The following is a 14,344-nucleotide window of genomic DNA, read 5'->3' as shown; positions in this document are numbered from 1 at the left end:
GGATGGCGTTGCCTGGAAAAAAGTTAAAAACTGCATGTTACGCGAACGTATGTTTTGGGTATAATAAGAACATACATTCGTTCAGGCGGTGATGGCATGGAGAGCTATATTGGCAAAGTCGTGCAGCTGATATACATCGACAGGAAGAAAAACGTATCGATTCGCGATGTGCGAATTATTTCTGTAAAGGGCAATCAGTTCAAAGCATACTGTTACTCGGCTGAGGCCATGCGTATTTTCAAAACGGATAATGTGGTCGATGTGGAAATATCCAAACTAGCGCGTAAGGTGTAGCAGGGAAGCGGTACAAAAGAAAAACCCGCATATTTGCGGGTTGGATCATTAAGCTCGAATATCCAGGTTTTGTCCGATATTAGGGTCCAGGCTCTTGCCGATCATCTCGGCCAACTGCTGACCTTGCTGCTCGGCTTGTCCTTTGGCGATGCTCAGCATCTTGATGCCTACGGATTGCGCCAGCTTTGATTGACTCAGTGCTATTGATAGTGCGCCAATATCCAAATTATACACCTCCTGCTCTATATATCGGCAGTATGAATGCGATGGTGAAGCATTGAACTGAAATGGCTTGATTATGTAGAGAGAACCCGTCGCTTGATTAACCCATTCAAATAAAAAAGGCTGTTCTCATGAAGTTAACTTCATGCGAGCAGCCTTCTTGCTGTCCTAGTGGATATCGCGGAACAATCCGATAACCTTGCCGAGAATAGTGACATTCTTAAGACGGATCGGCTCCATTGTCTCATTCTCCGGTTGGAGGCGGATATGATCCTTCTCCTTGTAGAACGTCTTGACCGTAGCCTCGTCATCCTCTGTCATCGCGACGACGATCTCGCCGTTGTTGGCTGTCTGCTGCTGGCGCACAATGACGTAGTCGCCGTTATGTATGCCGGCTTCGATCATGCTTTCGCCTACAACGTTCAAGATAAACACTTTGCTGTCCCCCACATAATGGGATGGAAGGGGGAAATAATCCTCTATGTTCTCCGTAGCCGTAATCGGAATACCAGCCGTAACCTTGCCTACGATCGGTACTTGCGCGACTGGGAACGGGATGACGTTGTCCTGGTTATCGTCTTGGTTCAAAATCTCGATAGCGCGGGGCTTGGTCGGGTCGCGGCGGATGAAGCCCTTCTTCTCCAGCCTGTCCAGATGGCCGTGAACGGTGGAACTGGACAGCAGGCCAACGGCTTCTGCGATTTCCCGAACGGAGGGCGGGTAACCCTTCTCCCGTACTTCCTGCTTGATAAATTCAAGAATCGAATGTTGCCGTTTGGACAGCTTCGACACGTACATCATCTCCATTCATCTTATTGTGTCAAATTATAACACAGAACCACAGTTCGTACAAACATAAGTTCTCAAGCACAAAGGTTCGTATTTTTGTGTTGACTGGAACACTTGTTCGTGCTAATCTGAAAACAGAACAAATGTTTGGGGTGCTGATAATGATGATAATGAATCCTTCTTCATACCGTTCCATTCATCCGGAGCGGGACACATCCATGAATACAACATACATAGGCGCGGTTGGCAGCTGGATTAAGGGACATGGCATGCGAATCGTTGTTAGTTTATTGATAGCACTGTTGCTGTTCAGCAGCTTTATGCTGATGGGCACTAAGGCATCGGGAACAATGAAGCCGTCGGAGCAAGAGCAAGTCGTGACCGTAGGGAGCGGCGACTCTTTGTGGTCGATCGCTGTTCGTTACGCGGAGAGACATGATGACATTGGTTTTCTTGTTTACTCCATTAAGAACCGCAACAATTTGACGGATTCCATCATCGTCCCTGGACAACAGCTGATTATTCCGGATATATAATAGAATGAAGTGCAAGAAGCGCTGCAGCCTTTGGGTTATAGCGCTCTTTTTTTGTTTTATTTTCTGTTATAATAGTAGAGTTGAGTTCAAAATGATGGTCATTCCCGCAACCATGGCGTTAATGAGACGTATGGTACCGGTGGGGATGCAAATGTTTACAGCTAGAGGGGAGTTGAAAGGGATGGATTTCGATAAATTGATTGCGCGTATTAATGAGCTTTCCCGCAAAAATAAAACAGTAGGCTTGACGGACGAGGAAACGAAGGAGCGCGATGAGCTGAGACAGCGTTACTTGAACAACTTCAAAAGCAACTTCAAGCAGCAGCTCGATTCGATTAAATACGTCGAAGACGAAGAGGATCAAAACGGGGACCAAAATTTGAAGCACTAGGAGGAACAGCCTTGTCACGGTCATGGGAACGCAAAGTACGTAAAAACATGGGCAAGATTAATAAGGACCGCAAGAAGCACGGCGGTTCGCCGGTTGTATTCAATGCAGAGAAGAAGGACCGATATGCGGGCCGGAACTATGTATTTCCGATTTTGCTATTGGTTTTTGTAGCTTTATACAGCTTTGTGATGCAAGGCGACCCGAATTTTGAGGCTACGACGATGTACTGGGTGACCGTAGCGTGTTATATCATCTTGGCTGCATTGTTTTTCTTCCGCAAGCCATACCTGACGATCGGCAAGGATTATGTGCAATCTCGCCGCATGACAGGGGACAAGCGTCTGAATGTGGCGGACATCAAAGGCATTCGCGTTCAAGACGGCTACGTCACCATTATGCCGCAGAGGGGCGCAAGCTGGACATATTCGCGACTGCTCAACCGCTTTAAGACCGAAGAGATGGCGGCTAAGCTGAAGGCATTCGCAGCAACGCATAATATTGAGTTTAACGAAAAATAATCGATTCGTGGGGGAGTAGAGACCATCATGGCCAAACAGGCGGTATTATTCGATCTGGATGACACGCTGTTGTGGGATGACCGCAGCGTCAAGGAAGCATTCGAGGCAACCTGCAGAGCGGGTGCGGAAGCGACAGGCTTAGATATCGGCGAGCTGGAAGCTGCTGTCCGCAAGGAAGCAAGAGAGCTGTATGAATCGTATGAGACATTTCCATTTACGAAAATGATCGGCATTAACCCGTTTGAAGGCCTGTGGGCGAATTTTGCGGAAGGCGAGCAAGAGGAATTCCGCAAGCTGCAGCAGCTTGCGCCGAATTATCGCAGAGAAGCATGGACACGCGGACTGAAGGCGCTTGGCGTCGACGATGCGGAGCTAGGGGCCAAGCTGGCAGAGCAATTCCCGGCTGAGCGGCGCAAGCGGCCGATTGTTTATGACGAGACTTTTGCTGTTCTTGACAAGCTGAAGGGCAAATACAAGCTGTTGCTCCTGACCAATGGCTCTCCTGATCTTCAGAAGGAGAAGTTGGATGGGGTTCCCGCACTCATTCCTTATTTCGATCATATTATCATCTCTGGTCAGTTTGGCGAAGGCAAACCGGCAGCGTCGATCTTCAAGCATGCGCTGGAGAAGCTTGATATTGAAGCGGATCACGGCATCATGGTGGGAGATAAGCTGACGACGGATATCCTTGGCGCGAACACGATCGGCATGACTTCCGTCTGGATTAATCGTCATGGCATGAAGCGAAGCGATGAGATCGTTCCTACTTATGAAATTGCGAATCTGGAAGAGCTGCTTCAACTTTTGGAGCAATAATTCTGGCGATAAAGAATAGCTCGAAGCATAAAAACAAGCCCCGTGTCCGGCAGTTCGGCCGGCAGGGGCTTGCAACTTTATTCTACGGCTGTCTTACTTCGAAAATGTAGGATCTGCGTAAGGATGGGCGATCCAGCCTTCTGTCTCGATAAAGAGGCGAACGGCTACGATTTGACGATTCTCCATGAGCGTGAAGAAATGCGCTTTATGCTCCGGCACGGAGATAACATCGCCAGCTTCCAGCTCGACATCGAAGTAACCGACATCATCTGTACCTTTAATAATGAAGATGCCGCGGCCTGCTGTAATCGCGCGAACCTCATCTTCAGTATGCGTGTGGACATTCTCGAACTTCTTGAGCAGCTCATCCAGATTCGGAGTTGCGTCAGACAGGGAGATAATATCCCAGGTTTTGTAACCGCGGCGAGCGGCAAGATCGTTAATTTCTTCTTCATACGTTTTTAGAATTGCAGCTTTCTCTTCATCGGAAAGCACAAATTTATTTTGCAGCTCCTCGGATAGCTTGCTTGGATTCCAATGCTCGTACAGCACCTCTTGGCTGTCCAGAAAAGCGCGAACGTTTTCTTCTCCTTTAATCCGTTCCTCTGTATTGCGAATGCGAATTTCAGCCATACCATTCCCTCTTTTCCAATAGAAATTAAATGATATAATGATTATAATTCAAATTGAAGCGATTGTCGATGGAAGTTCCTTTTCAGTACAAGGCGATTCTGTTAAACTATTTGGTAATGATTTTGGGAAGGGTGTAGCACATTGTCGAGACAGAAACTAGAACAATTGCTCAAGGAGCGCATCCTTATACTGGATGGCGCGATGGGCACCATGATTCAGCAAGCGAATTTGACGGAAGAAGATTTCGGCGGCGCAGAGCTGGACGGCTGTAACGAAATGCTCGTGCTGACGAGACCTGACGTCATTTCTACGATACATGAGCAATACCTGGAGGCAGGGGCCGACATTCTGGAGACCAATACATTCGGCGCTACCAGCGTTGTATTGGCTGATTATGATATTCCAGAGAAGGCACGCGAGATTAACTTGGCGGCGGCCCGTCTGGCGCGCGAAGCGGCGGACAAGTTCAGTACGCCCGACAAACCAAGATTCGTAGCGGGCGCGCTTGGACCGACCACGAAGACGCTGTCTGTAACAGGCGGCGTAACATTCGACGAACTGGTCGAAAGCTACTACGAACAGGCGCTTGCCTTGATTGAAGCCGACGTCGATGCGCTCCTGCTTGAGACATCCCAAGATACACTGAACGTGAAAGCCGGCAGCATCGGCATCCGCAACGCATTCGAGACGCTCGGACGCGAGCTGCCGATTATGATTTCCGGAACCATTGAGCCTATGGGAACGACGCTTGCCGGTCAGTCGATCGAGTCGTTTTACATTTCTCTGGAGCACCTGAAGCCGATCTCCATTGGCCTGAACTGTGCGACAGGCCCGGAGTTTATGCGTGACCATATTCGGACACTCAGCGAGATTGCCAATTCCGCGGTCAGCTGTTATCCGAACGCGGGCTTGCCGGATGAGAACGGCCAATACCATGAATCGCCTGATTCGCTCGCGCTGAAGATGTCAGCGTTTGCGGAGCAGGGCTGGCTGAATATTGCCGGCGGATGCTGCGGCACAACGCCTGAGCATATTCGCGCAATGGCCGAGACAATGGCCAAGTATGCACCAAGAACGAAGCTTGGCGAGCATCCTGACGCGGTATCGGGCATTGACACCGTCTTTATTGAAGCTGACAACCGCCCGATTATGATCGGCGAAAGAACGAATATTTCCGGCTCGCGAAAGTTCAAGCGACTTATTAAGGAAGAAAAGTTCGACGAAGCGTCCGAAATCGCGAGATCGCAGGTGAAGGGCGGAGCGCATGTCATCGACATCAACCTGCAGGATACCGATATTGACGAAGCATTCGCCGTTCATAACTTCCTTCCGCAGGTCGTGAAGAAGATCAAAGCGCCGCTGATGCTGGATTCCACTTATGATCATATTATTGAGCTCGGGCTCAAATATTCGCAAGGCAAAGCTATTATTAACTCCATCAACTTGGAGGATGGCGAGTCGAAATTTGAGAAGATTGTCCCACTTATTCATAGATACGGCGCAGCGGTAGTCATGATCCTTATAGACGAGCGGGGCCAAGCGGTGTCCCGTGAAGCGAAGGTTGAGGTGGCGGACCGCTCCTACAAGCTGCTGGTGGAGAAGTATGGCGTTAATCCGTCGGATATTATTTTTGACCCGAACATGTTCCCGGTAGGTTCCGGCGATCCGCAGTATATCGGCTCGGCGGTCGAGACGCTGGAAGGCATTCGGATGATCAAAGAGAAGTACCCGGAGACGAAGACGATTCTGGGCCTTAGCAACATCTCCTTCGGCTTGCCGGATGCGGGACGCGAGGTGCTGAACTCCGTCTATCTGTACCATGCGACCAAAGCGGGATTGGATTACGCGATCGTCAATACGGAGAAGCTGGAGAGATACGCATCCATTCCGGATGAAGAGCGCAAGCTGGCGGAAGAGCTGATCTACAATACGAATGACGATACGCTTGCCGCGTTCGTTGCGGCTTTCCGCAACAAGAAGGTAGAGAAGAAGGAAAAGATCTCGAACTTGACGCTGGAGGAGCGCCTGGGCTCATACATTGTAGAAGGCACGAAGGAAGGCTTGATCCCGGATCTGGATGAAGCGCTCAAGAAATATGCTCCGCTTGAAGTCATTAACGGGCCGCTCATGAAAGGCATGGAAGAGGTTGGCCGGTTGTTCAACAACAACGAGCTGATCGTAGCCGAGGTATTGCAAAGCGCTGAGGTGATGAAAGCATCTGTTACCCATCTGGAGCAGTTCATGGAGAAGTCGGAATCGTCGGTGAAAGGCAAAATCATATTGGCTACGGTCAAAGGCGACGTCCATGACATCGGCAAGAATCTGGTCGAGATTATTCTTTCCAATAATGGGTATAAAATTATTAACCTGGGCATTAAAGTGCCGCCTGAGCAGCTGATCGAAGCGTATCGCAACGAGAAAGCGGACGCTATCGGCCTGTCCGGTCTGCTTGTCAAATCAGCGCAGCAAATGGTCATTACAGCGCAAGACTTGCGCACCGCTGGCATTGATGCACCGATTCTGGTCGGAGGCGCCGCACTTACGCGGAAGTTTACCAAAACAAGAATCGGCCCGGAATATGACGGTCTTGTCATGTATGCGAAAGATGCGATGGACGGGCTCGATATCGCCAACAGGCTGATGGATCCTGAGCACCGCCAGAAGCTGGAGGAAGAGCTTGCTGCGTTCAAGGCTGCCGGAGCGGCGATCGAGGAGGAGACGAAGACGCTGCCGCAGCTGACGCGCGCCGTCCGCTCCAAGATTGATCCGAATGCGCCTGTCTTTGCTCCGCTGGATCTGGAACGCCATATTCTAAGAGATGTGCCGATTCCGCATATCGTGCCTTATGTCAATATGCAGATGCTGCTCGGCCATCACCTTGGACTGAAAGGCACAGTTGAGAAGCTGCTTGCTGAAGGCAACGAAAAGGCGCAGCAGCTGAAGGAGACTGTGGAAGAGATTATAAGGGAAGGCAGCGCAGAGGGCTATCTGAAGGCTAATGCCATGTACCGCTTCTTCCCGGCGCAGTCTTCCGGCAACGATGTCATCATTTACGATCCTGAACAGCCGGGCAAAGAGATCAAGCGCTTCACGTTCCCGCGCCAGCAGGTGGAGCCGTATCTTTGCTTGGCGGACTACTTGAAGTCAGTCGACAGCGGCGTTATGGATTATGTCGGTTTCCTCGTTGTAACGGCGGGCCAAGGCATCCGTGAATTAGCGAACGAGTGGAAAGATAAGGGGGACTACTTGCGTTCCCATGCCTTGCAGTCAGTTGCGCTGGAGGTTGCAGAAGGATTGGCGGAGCGTATCCATCACCAAATGCGCGATCTGTGCGGCTATCCCGACCCGCCTGAATTCACGATGAAGCAGCGCCTCGGCGCCCGTTATCAAGGCATTCGCGTATCCTTCGGCTATCCGGCTTGCCCGAATCTGGAGGATCAGGGCCCGCTGTTCGAGCTTATGCAGCCGGATGCAATCGGCGTAGAGCTGACGGAAGGTTTTATGATGGAGCCTGAAGCATCGGTGTCGGCAATGGTATTCGCCCATCCGGAGGCGCAATACTTCAACGTCGAGAAAGTATAACTCATTATGCACGAGCCTTTCGTCTTCGGATGTTCGCATTCCGAAGGCGGAGGGCTCCTTTCTAATTGAAGCACAGCAATTCAATCTCAAGAATAAGCGAGGGCTGAACGATGAAAATGTGGTTTCTGGGCACAGGGGCCGGACGGCCGAACAAGCATCGCAATGTAACCGCTATCGCCCTTCAGCTGCCTGAGCCGGATACGGGGTGGTGGCTGTTCGATTGCGGGGAGGCGACACAGCATCAGCTGATGCATGTGCCGCTGAAGCTGAGCAAGCTGGAGAAGATTTTTATTACCCATCTTCATGGCGACCATCTGTACGGATTGCCGGGTCTGCTGAGCAGCAGGTCCTTCGATGGCGGCGTGACGCCGCTGACGATGTATGGCCCAACTGGCCTGAAAGCATATATAGACACTGTCTTTTCACTTACGGCGACTGCTTTGGATTATGAGCTTGTTATTCATGAACTGGAAGAGGAGCAAGCGTCTATCTATACAGATGCCCGGTTCCGGGTAGAAGCCGGTCCGCTCGTCCATCGCGTGCCATGCCTTGGCTACCGGGTCGAGGAACGGGACATGCCGGGGCCTCTTATGGCGGATAAGCTGCGCGGGCTGGGTGTGAAGTCAGGGCCGTTGTTCGGGAAGCTCAAATCCGGCCAGCCGATTACGCTGGAGGATGGCACGATCATAACGCCGGCGGACGTAACGGACGGTGTACTGAGAGGCAGAATCGTAACGGTGCTTGGGGATACGAGTCCATGCGAGATGGCGGATACGCTTGGCAGGCATGCCGATCTCATCGTGCATGAAGCGACCTTTGCCGCGGGATTGGAAGAGAAGGCGCATGAGTTCGGCCATTGCACAACGATAGAGGCGGCGCAGACGGCGCTGAGAGCAGGAGCCAAAAAAGTGGCGCTGACGCATTTCAGCGGCAGATACAGCAATGAGGATTTGGGGAAGCTCGTTGATGAGGCGGCAGCAGTGTTCCCGGATGTAATCGCCGCAACGGATTTTGGCGTGGTGGAGATTGCACGCATCCATGAACGATAAGGGAAATTAAAAGCAAAGTCCTGAAAATGACATTGCCGCGCGAACATGTATTCTGTACAATAAAGATCGAATCTATGAATTTGCGCTATTGAATTGAAATACGACATAGAAGAAGTCAAGCAAGGCTGGGCAGAGGAGTGAAGGCAATGAATCGATGGACGGGGAGAGCGGCAAATCTGGAGGAATGGCTCGGGGGGCTAAAGGCGAACGAGTCAATAATGGAAAATGTGACGCATTGGCGGACTTTGCCGCCGCGCGAAGCGAAGTTCGCGCCGTTGCCGGAGGATCTTCATCCGGCATGGCGGGAAGCGCTTCGTAAGCGCGGAATCGAGCAGCTATATTCGCATCAAGCGGCCGCATACGATGCAGTCAGACGAGGCAATCACGTAGTAGCGGTGACGCCCACAGCTTCAGGCAAGACGCTATGCTACAACTTGCCGGTCGTGCAGAGCCTGCTCCAGCATGAAGAGGGGCGAGCGCTTTATTTGTTCCCTACAAAGGCGCTGGCACAGGACCAGGTTGCGGAGCTTCAGGTGCTCGCCGACCTGATGGACAGCAGCATCAAGACCCATACCTATGACGGGGATACGCCTCCGACGGTTCGCTCCGCCATCCGCAACAGCGGCCATATTGTCGTGACCAATCCTGATATGCTCCACTCCGCGATTCTTCCGCATCACACCAAATGGGTCAAGCTGTTCGAGAATATCAAATACATAGTGATCGACGAAGTGCATGCTTACCGGGGCATATTCGGCAGCCATGTGGCCAACGTCATTCGGCGATTGAAGCGCATCTGCCGATTCTACGGCTCGAAGCCGCAATTCATTTGCGCTTCCGCAACGATAGACAATCCAAGAGAACACGCGGAGCGGCTGATTGGCGAGCAAGTCGAGCTCGTGGACAACAACGGCGCGCCAGTGGGCGAGAAGCACTTCGTGCTGTACAATCCGCCTGTCGTCAACAAGCAGCTTGGCATCCGCCGCAGCAGCGTGCTGGAGACGCAGAAGCTTGCCGCTATGCTGCTGAAGCAAGGCGTACAGACCATTGTGTTCGCCAGAAGCCGTGTGCGCGTCGAGCTGTTGCTTACTTATTTGCAAGAGTTGATTCGTGACAAATTGGATGACAGAACAATCAGGGGATACCGGGGCGGCTACTTGCCGAAGCTGCGGCGCGAGATTGAGAAAGGGCTGCGCACGGGCGAAATCCGCGGCGTCGTCAGCACGAACGCGCTGGAGCTCGGTATCGATATCGGACAGTTGCAAGCCTGCGTCTTGAATGGATATCCGGGCACGATCGCAAGCACTTGGCAGCAGTCCGGCCGCGCCGGCCGGCGTATGGAGAGCTCTGTGACATTCCTGGTCGCCAGCAGCAACCCGCTGGATCAATACATGATCCAGAACCCGGACTTCTTCTTCGGCCATCCGCCGGAGCGGGCGCTGATCCACCCGGATAATCTGCTTGTCCTGATCGATCATGTGAAATGCGCAGCGTACGAGCTGCCTTTCCGCGAGGGAGAGACGTTCGGGTCGGAATCGCTGGCGGATATGATGGAGTTTTTGGTAGAGGAGAAGGTGCTGCACAAGGCGGGCGACCGTTGGTTCTGGATGGAGCAGTCCTTCCCGGCGCACAATATTTCGCTTCGATCCGCCGCGCAGGAAAACTTTATTATTGTAGATATGACCCATGATAACCGAGTGCTCGGCGAGGTCGACCGCTTCAGTGCGCCTACGCTAATCCATGAAGAAGCGATCTACATCCACGAAGGGGTTCAATTTCAAGTCGAGAAGCTTGATTATCCGGAGAAAAAGGCATATGTTCGCCAAGTGGATGTCGACTACTATACAGATGCCAATCTGGCTGTCGAGCTGAAGGTCCTTCATGTGGACAAGGAGAAGCAGTCCGGTGACTTGCTCCGGCAATACGGAGAAGTAACGGTCAATGCCAAAGCGACGATTTTCAAAAAAATCCGATTGCGCACTCACGAGAATATCGGCTCGGGGCCGATTCATTTGCCCGAGGAGGAGCTGCATACGAGCGGTTATTGGTTCTCGTTCAGCGAGGAAGCGGCGGCACGCAAAAGCAAGAACGAAATGCAATTTGCGCTGCTCGGCATTGCGAACGTGCTCGTGCATATTGCACCCCTCTATCTGATGTGCGATCCGTTCGACATACGTGTCGTGCCTCAGGTGAAGGCGGTGCATACGCAGCGCCCGACGATTTACTTCTATGACCGCTATCCCGGCGGTGTAGGCCTTAGTGAACGGTTGTACGAAGTGCATGACGAGCTGCTCGCTCACGCGAAATCGATGATCGTATCCTGCGGCTGCCTCAGCGGCTGCCCTGCTTGCGTGGGTCCTATCGAAGAGGTTGGACTGCTGGGCAAACAACAAGCGCTTGAGCTGCTTCAGGAAGCAGGTGCGGTATGAGCGGACTTCGCGATCGGATGAACCGGCTTAGAGCATCGGCAGCGGGTATGCAGCCGGCGCAGCCGGCATCTGTTGTCCATTCGGCGTCAGTTGATGCGTTGCCCATCCTGCCCGACCATGAAGCTGATTCGTATCCAACTGACATACAGCCTATGAAGTCAACGCATCTTGCAGAGCCGACATCTCTGTCTGAGGAGGCGGATAACGAAGAGCAGCTGCATCCTGGATGGTCCGCGTTCGGAGTAACCGTGTGCCGCAATGAAGCGGGCTCTTACCTGATTAGACGTACGCTCTATCCGCTGGACCATCGGCATGGCACACATGCTGTCGGCGAGCTGAGAGAGGCTGCGGCAGGGTTGTCGCCATTCCATCCGGCAGCTGGCGATCCGGCGCCTGAATCGATACTTTATTTGGACTTGGAAACGACGGGACTCGGCGTGGGCACAGGCAATGTGCCGTTCATGATCGGCATCGGGTACTTAAGCGGGAATTCGTTTGTTGTAGAGCAGACGCTGATCCGCCATCCGGCGGAGGAATTCGCCATGCTGTCGGATTTGCAGAAAAAGCTTCGCAATTATACGTATCTCGCCACATATAATGGTAAGACTTTCGATTGGCCGCTGGTGCAGAATCGCATGATTATGAATGCGATCAGACTAAAGGATTGGTCGCCGCTTCATCTTGATTTCTTGCATCCTTCGCGTTCGATATGGCGGAATACGCTTGCCTCCTGCAGGCTCAGCCATATCGAGGAGGAGCGTCTCGGCATTACCCGTACGGATGATGTGCCGGGTTCATTGGCTCCTCAGCTTTATTTCCAGTATTTGTCTGATGGAGATCCGGCGCCGCTGGAAGGCGTATTCCGTCATAATGAAAGCGATCTCTTGTCATTGGCTTGCTTGTCGATCCGCTTCGGCTGGCTTCTCCAGGAGCAGATCTTCAGACGCATACCATACCCGGAAGAAGCCGAGGAGCTGGTGCGTACCGGCTTATGGCTGAACCGCATGGGAATGAATGGATTGCCAGAGACCTTATACGACCGGGCTATTCGGCATGAGAAGGCTGCGCCGTCCCCGCTTCTCATGCTGGCAGCCAGCGACAAGAAGGCTGGCAATTGGGAGCGGGCTGTGTTATTGTGGCAGAAAGCCATTGTGCAAGCCGGAGCGCAGTTTCACGAGGATGTAATCGAGGCCTGCATTGAGCTTGCGATGTATTATGAGCACCGAACCAAAGAGCTGGAATCCGCGCTTGCGTTCGCTCTGCGGGCGCTGGAGAGGCATGAGCGGCTGACGTTATTTGGACAGCGCAACCGCAAGCATCAGTCGGATCAGGACAGCCTTCGCAACCGGGCGGCCAGACTGCGCCGCAAGCTGGACAGAAGAGGGATAGAATCATGAAAGAAACAACCAACCGCTTGCGCGGATTGTTAATTGATCTGGATGGGACGCTGTATCACGGTTCCCAGAGAATTGACGGGGCGGATCGCCTCATTCATTTTATTAATGATAATCATTTGCCTTATCAATATGTTACAAACAACTCATCAGCAACACCGGAGGAAGTGGCCCGGCGGCTGACTGCCATGGGCATTCCCGCCGATGCTACAGACGTGTGCACATCGGCGCAAGCGGCTGCCAGCTATATTGCCGAGCAGTCTGCAGGCGCATCGGTCTTCGTAATAGGCGAGAGCGGCTTGCGCGAGGCGTTGCAGGAAGCGGGCTGCCGTATGACGGAGGACGAACAGCCGGACTATGTCGTGCAAGGAATCGACCGCTCCATGAGCTACGAGCGAATGGCGAAGGCTGTCGGGTACATACGCGCTGGCGCGGCTTTCGTGATGACGAATCCCGATCTGCTGCTGCCGACGGCTGACGGCCTGATGCCGGGAGCAGGCTCTATTGGAGCGATGCTGCAAGCCGCGAGCGGAGTGAAGCCCGTTGTCATCGGCAAGCCGTCATCGATATTGATGAACTATTCGTTAAAACGGCTAGGCGCCACACCTGAGAATACATGGGTTGTCGGAGACAATATGGCGACGGATATTGCAGCTGGCATTGCGGCGGGCTGCGCTTCTGTCTTAGTTCTGACAGGACTGACCAATGCCGATAATTACGAGCATTACGCGACGGCTGCCGGCTGCAAGCCTGATCGGATATGCAAGACGCTGGATGATTTAAGAATGGAGATTTCAAGCAATCTAAGTGCAAACAGCATGTGCAGGGAGGATAAAGCCTAGATGCAGGAACTGCCGGAGTTGGATATATATCGGGCGATGCTTGCGGAACGTTTTGCAGGCGCCCAAATAACAGCATTAACAATTCATAAGAAGGGTATGGATGAAGCCGCCAAGACTGAGCTGATCGGCCACGTAGTGGGCACAACTGTCTGGTTTGTGGAACGGAGAGCGCAGCATCTTGTTTTCCATCTGGATAACGGCAAGCGCCTGCTTGTGTACGTTCCGTATGAAGCCTACGCTTTCTGCGGAAGCGGAGAGAAGAAGAAGGACTCCAAAGCCTTCGCCACGATTTCCTTCGGAGATCGCTATGTGACCTTCTACGGCTTAATGCCGGAGCACATTCTGACTATGTCTGTCAAAGGGCTGGAGGAGTACATGAAAGTAAACGGCGTTGATCCGCTAGACAAGCGGCTGACGCTGTCGCGCTTCGTGGAGCGATTCTCCAAGAAAAGAAGCACGCTCCGTACAGCGCTGCTGGATACCGGGCTGATCTCCGGAATCGGACCGGTCTATGCCGATGAGATTGCCTTTGCTGCCAAAATCCGCCCCGAGACAAAGCTTCAATCGCTGAATGCCGACGCATGGGAGAGATTGTACCAAGCGATGGGCAGCGTGCTTCGCGATGCCATTTCTCATGGCGGCGCCGGAGAGAAGCCAATGTTCGAGGGGGATTTGCTTACAGGCGGGTATCGGGAGCGTCTCCAGGTCTATAAGCGTGAAGGCCAGTCCTGCATGAGATGCGGCGGCACGGTACAGAAGGTGACGGCGGGCAACCGCAAAGCATTCGCCTGCCCAAGCTGCCAGGAATTAATCGAATAAGAAGTTAAGGTACAGAACATCGCAAGCATA

At 52.6% G+C, this 14,344-nt stretch carries 14 protein-coding genes; 11 read left to right on the top strand and 3 right to left on the bottom strand.

From position 1 onward, the window contains the following. Positions 1-96 precede the first annotated feature (96 nt). Positions 97-294: a hypothetical protein gene (locus D3P09_RS22565; RefSeq protein ID WP_120113674.1), complete on the top strand. Its 198-nt coding sequence runs from the start codon at positions 97-99 to the stop codon at positions 292-294. Positions 295-342: 48 nt separating this feature from the next. On the opposite strand, the gene D3P09_RS22560 is transcribed toward D3P09_RS22565, so the two are convergent. Together D3P09_RS22560 and lexA are read right to left on the bottom strand one after the other, a co-directional pair. Continuing rightward, complete coding sequence (locus D3P09_RS22560) at positions 343-528, bottom strand: YjfB family protein (protein WP_424452482.1); 186 nt, start codon at positions 526-528, stop codon at positions 343-345. Positions 529-684: 156 nt separating this feature from the next. After that, complete coding sequence (gene lexA / locus D3P09_RS22555; protein WP_120113752.1) at positions 685-1,308, bottom strand: transcriptional repressor LexA; 624 nt, start codon at positions 1,306-1,308, stop codon at positions 685-687. 158 nt (positions 1,309-1,466) lie between these two features. On the opposite strand from lexA, the gene D3P09_RS22550 reads away from it, so the two are divergent. The 4 genes from D3P09_RS22550 (at position 1,467) to D3P09_RS22535 (ending at position 3,566) form a co-directional block, all read left to right on the top strand. Beyond that, positions 1,467-1,841 (top strand): LysM peptidoglycan-binding domain-containing protein, encoded by a 375-nt coding sequence (locus tag D3P09_RS22550; RefSeq protein WP_165867546.1) that lies wholly within the window; start codon positions 1,467-1,469, stop codon positions 1,839-1,841. A gap of 181 nt (positions 1,842-2,022) precedes the next feature. Continuing rightward, positions 2,023-2,232: a DUF896 domain-containing protein gene (locus D3P09_RS22545; RefSeq protein WP_120113671.1), complete on the top strand. Its 210-nt coding sequence runs from the start codon at positions 2,023-2,025 to the stop codon at positions 2,230-2,232. A gap of 11 nt (positions 2,233-2,243) precedes the next feature. After that, positions 2,244-2,750 carry a hypothetical protein gene (locus D3P09_RS22540; protein WP_120113670.1) on the top strand — a complete coding sequence of 169 codons (507 nt, stop codon included), beginning with the start codon at positions 2,244-2,246 and terminating at the stop codon, positions 2,748-2,750. Positions 2,751-2,777: 27 nt separating this feature from the next. After that, the gene (locus tag D3P09_RS22535) at positions 2,778-3,566 is read left to right on the top strand and encodes an HAD family hydrolase (RefSeq protein WP_120113669.1); all 789 of its coding nucleotides are present in this window, start codon (positions 2,778-2,780) and stop codon (positions 3,564-3,566) included. Between the two features lie 93 nt (positions 3,567-3,659). Here D3P09_RS22535 and D3P09_RS22530 read toward each other — a convergent pair whose 3' ends face one another. Further along, positions 3,660-4,199 carry a 1,2-dihydroxy-3-keto-5-methylthiopentene dioxygenase gene (locus tag D3P09_RS22530; protein ID WP_120113668.1) on the bottom strand — a complete coding sequence of 180 codons (540 nt, stop codon included), beginning with the start codon at positions 4,197-4,199 and terminating at the stop codon, positions 3,660-3,662. Positions 4,200-4,400: 201 nt separating this feature from the next. On the opposite strand from D3P09_RS22530, the gene metH reads away from it, so the two are divergent. From metH to D3P09_RS22500, 6 genes are all read left to right on the top strand, one after another. Further along, a complete protein-coding gene (gene metH, locus D3P09_RS22525) occupies positions 4,401-7,781 on the top strand; it encodes a methionine synthase (RefSeq protein WP_424452506.1) in 3,381 nt (1,126 codons plus the stop codon). Between the two features lie 110 nt (positions 7,782-7,891). Beyond that, a complete protein-coding gene (rnz, locus tag D3P09_RS22520; protein WP_120113666.1) occupies positions 7,892-8,830 on the top strand; it encodes a ribonuclease Z in 939 nt (312 codons plus the stop codon). Between the two features lie 146 nt (positions 8,831-8,976). Continuing rightward, complete coding sequence (locus D3P09_RS22515; RefSeq protein WP_120113665.1) at positions 8,977-11,259, top strand: DEAD/DEAH box helicase; 2,283 nt, start codon at positions 8,977-8,979, stop codon at positions 11,257-11,259. After that, complete coding sequence (locus tag D3P09_RS22510; protein WP_120113664.1) at positions 11,256-12,656, top strand: ribonuclease H-like domain-containing protein; 1,401 nt, start codon at positions 11,256-11,258, stop codon at positions 12,654-12,656. Before D3P09_RS22515 ends, D3P09_RS22510 begins: the two co-directional genes overlap by 4 nt. After that, entirely contained in the window at positions 12,653-13,495 is an 843-nt protein-coding gene (locus tag D3P09_RS22505; RefSeq protein WP_120113663.1) for a TIGR01457 family HAD-type hydrolase, read from the top strand. The genes D3P09_RS22510 and D3P09_RS22505 overlap by 4 nt, the downstream gene beginning before the upstream one ends. Then, positions 13,496-14,314: an Fpg/Nei family DNA glycosylase gene (locus D3P09_RS22500; RefSeq protein ID WP_120113662.1), complete on the top strand. Its 819-nt coding sequence runs from the start codon at positions 13,496-13,498 to the stop codon at positions 14,312-14,314. It begins immediately after the preceding gene. Positions 14,315-14,344 lie beyond the last annotated feature (30 nt).

The organism is Paenibacillus pinisoli (assembly GCF_003605435.1).
Lineage (GTDB): Bacteria > Bacillota > Bacilli > Paenibacillales > Paenibacillaceae > Pristimantibacillus > Pristimantibacillus pinisoli.
The sequence above is the reverse complement of the archived record's forward strand: the minus strand, read 5'-3'. Positions and strand labels throughout refer to the sequence as shown.

What these genes read in the sequence shown, in the direction of transcription:
- D3P09_RS22510 (WP_120113664.1), top strand. Translation starts at nt 11,256, where the DNA reads ATGAGCGGACTTCGCGATCGGATGAACCGGCTTAGAGCATCGGCAGCG.
- D3P09_RS22505 (WP_120113663.1), top strand. Translation starts at nt 12,653, where the DNA reads ATGAAAGAAACAACCAACCGCTTGCGCGGATTGTTAATTGATCTGGAT.
- D3P09_RS22550 (WP_165867546.1), top strand. Translation starts at nt 1,467, where the DNA reads ATGATGATAATGAATCCTTCTTCATACCGTTCCATTCATCCGGAGCGG.
- D3P09_RS22515 (WP_120113665.1), top strand. Translation starts at nt 8,977, where the DNA reads ATGAATCGATGGACGGGGAGAGCGGCAAATCTGGAGGAATGGCTCGGG.
- metH (WP_424452506.1), top strand. Translation starts at nt 4,401, where the DNA reads ATGGGCACCATGATTCAGCAAGCGAATTTGACGGAAGAAGATTTCGGC.
- D3P09_RS22565 (WP_120113674.1), top strand. Translation starts at nt 97, where the DNA reads ATGGAGAGCTATATTGGCAAAGTCGTGCAGCTGATATACATCGACAGG.
- D3P09_RS22545 (WP_120113671.1), top strand. Translation starts at nt 2,023, where the DNA reads ATGGATTTCGATAAATTGATTGCGCGTATTAATGAGCTTTCCCGCAAA.
- rnz (WP_120113666.1), top strand. Translation starts at nt 7,892, where the DNA reads ATGAAAATGTGGTTTCTGGGCACAGGGGCCGGACGGCCGAACAAGCAT.
- D3P09_RS22530 (WP_120113668.1), bottom strand. Translation starts at nt 4,199, where the DNA reads ATGGCTGAAATTCGCATTCGCAATACAGAGGAACGGATTAAAGGAGAA.
- D3P09_RS22535 (WP_120113669.1), top strand. Translation starts at nt 2,778, where the DNA reads ATGGCCAAACAGGCGGTATTATTCGATCTGGATGACACGCTGTTGTGG.
- D3P09_RS22500 (WP_120113662.1), top strand. Translation starts at nt 13,496, where the DNA reads ATGCAGGAACTGCCGGAGTTGGATATATATCGGGCGATGCTTGCGGAA.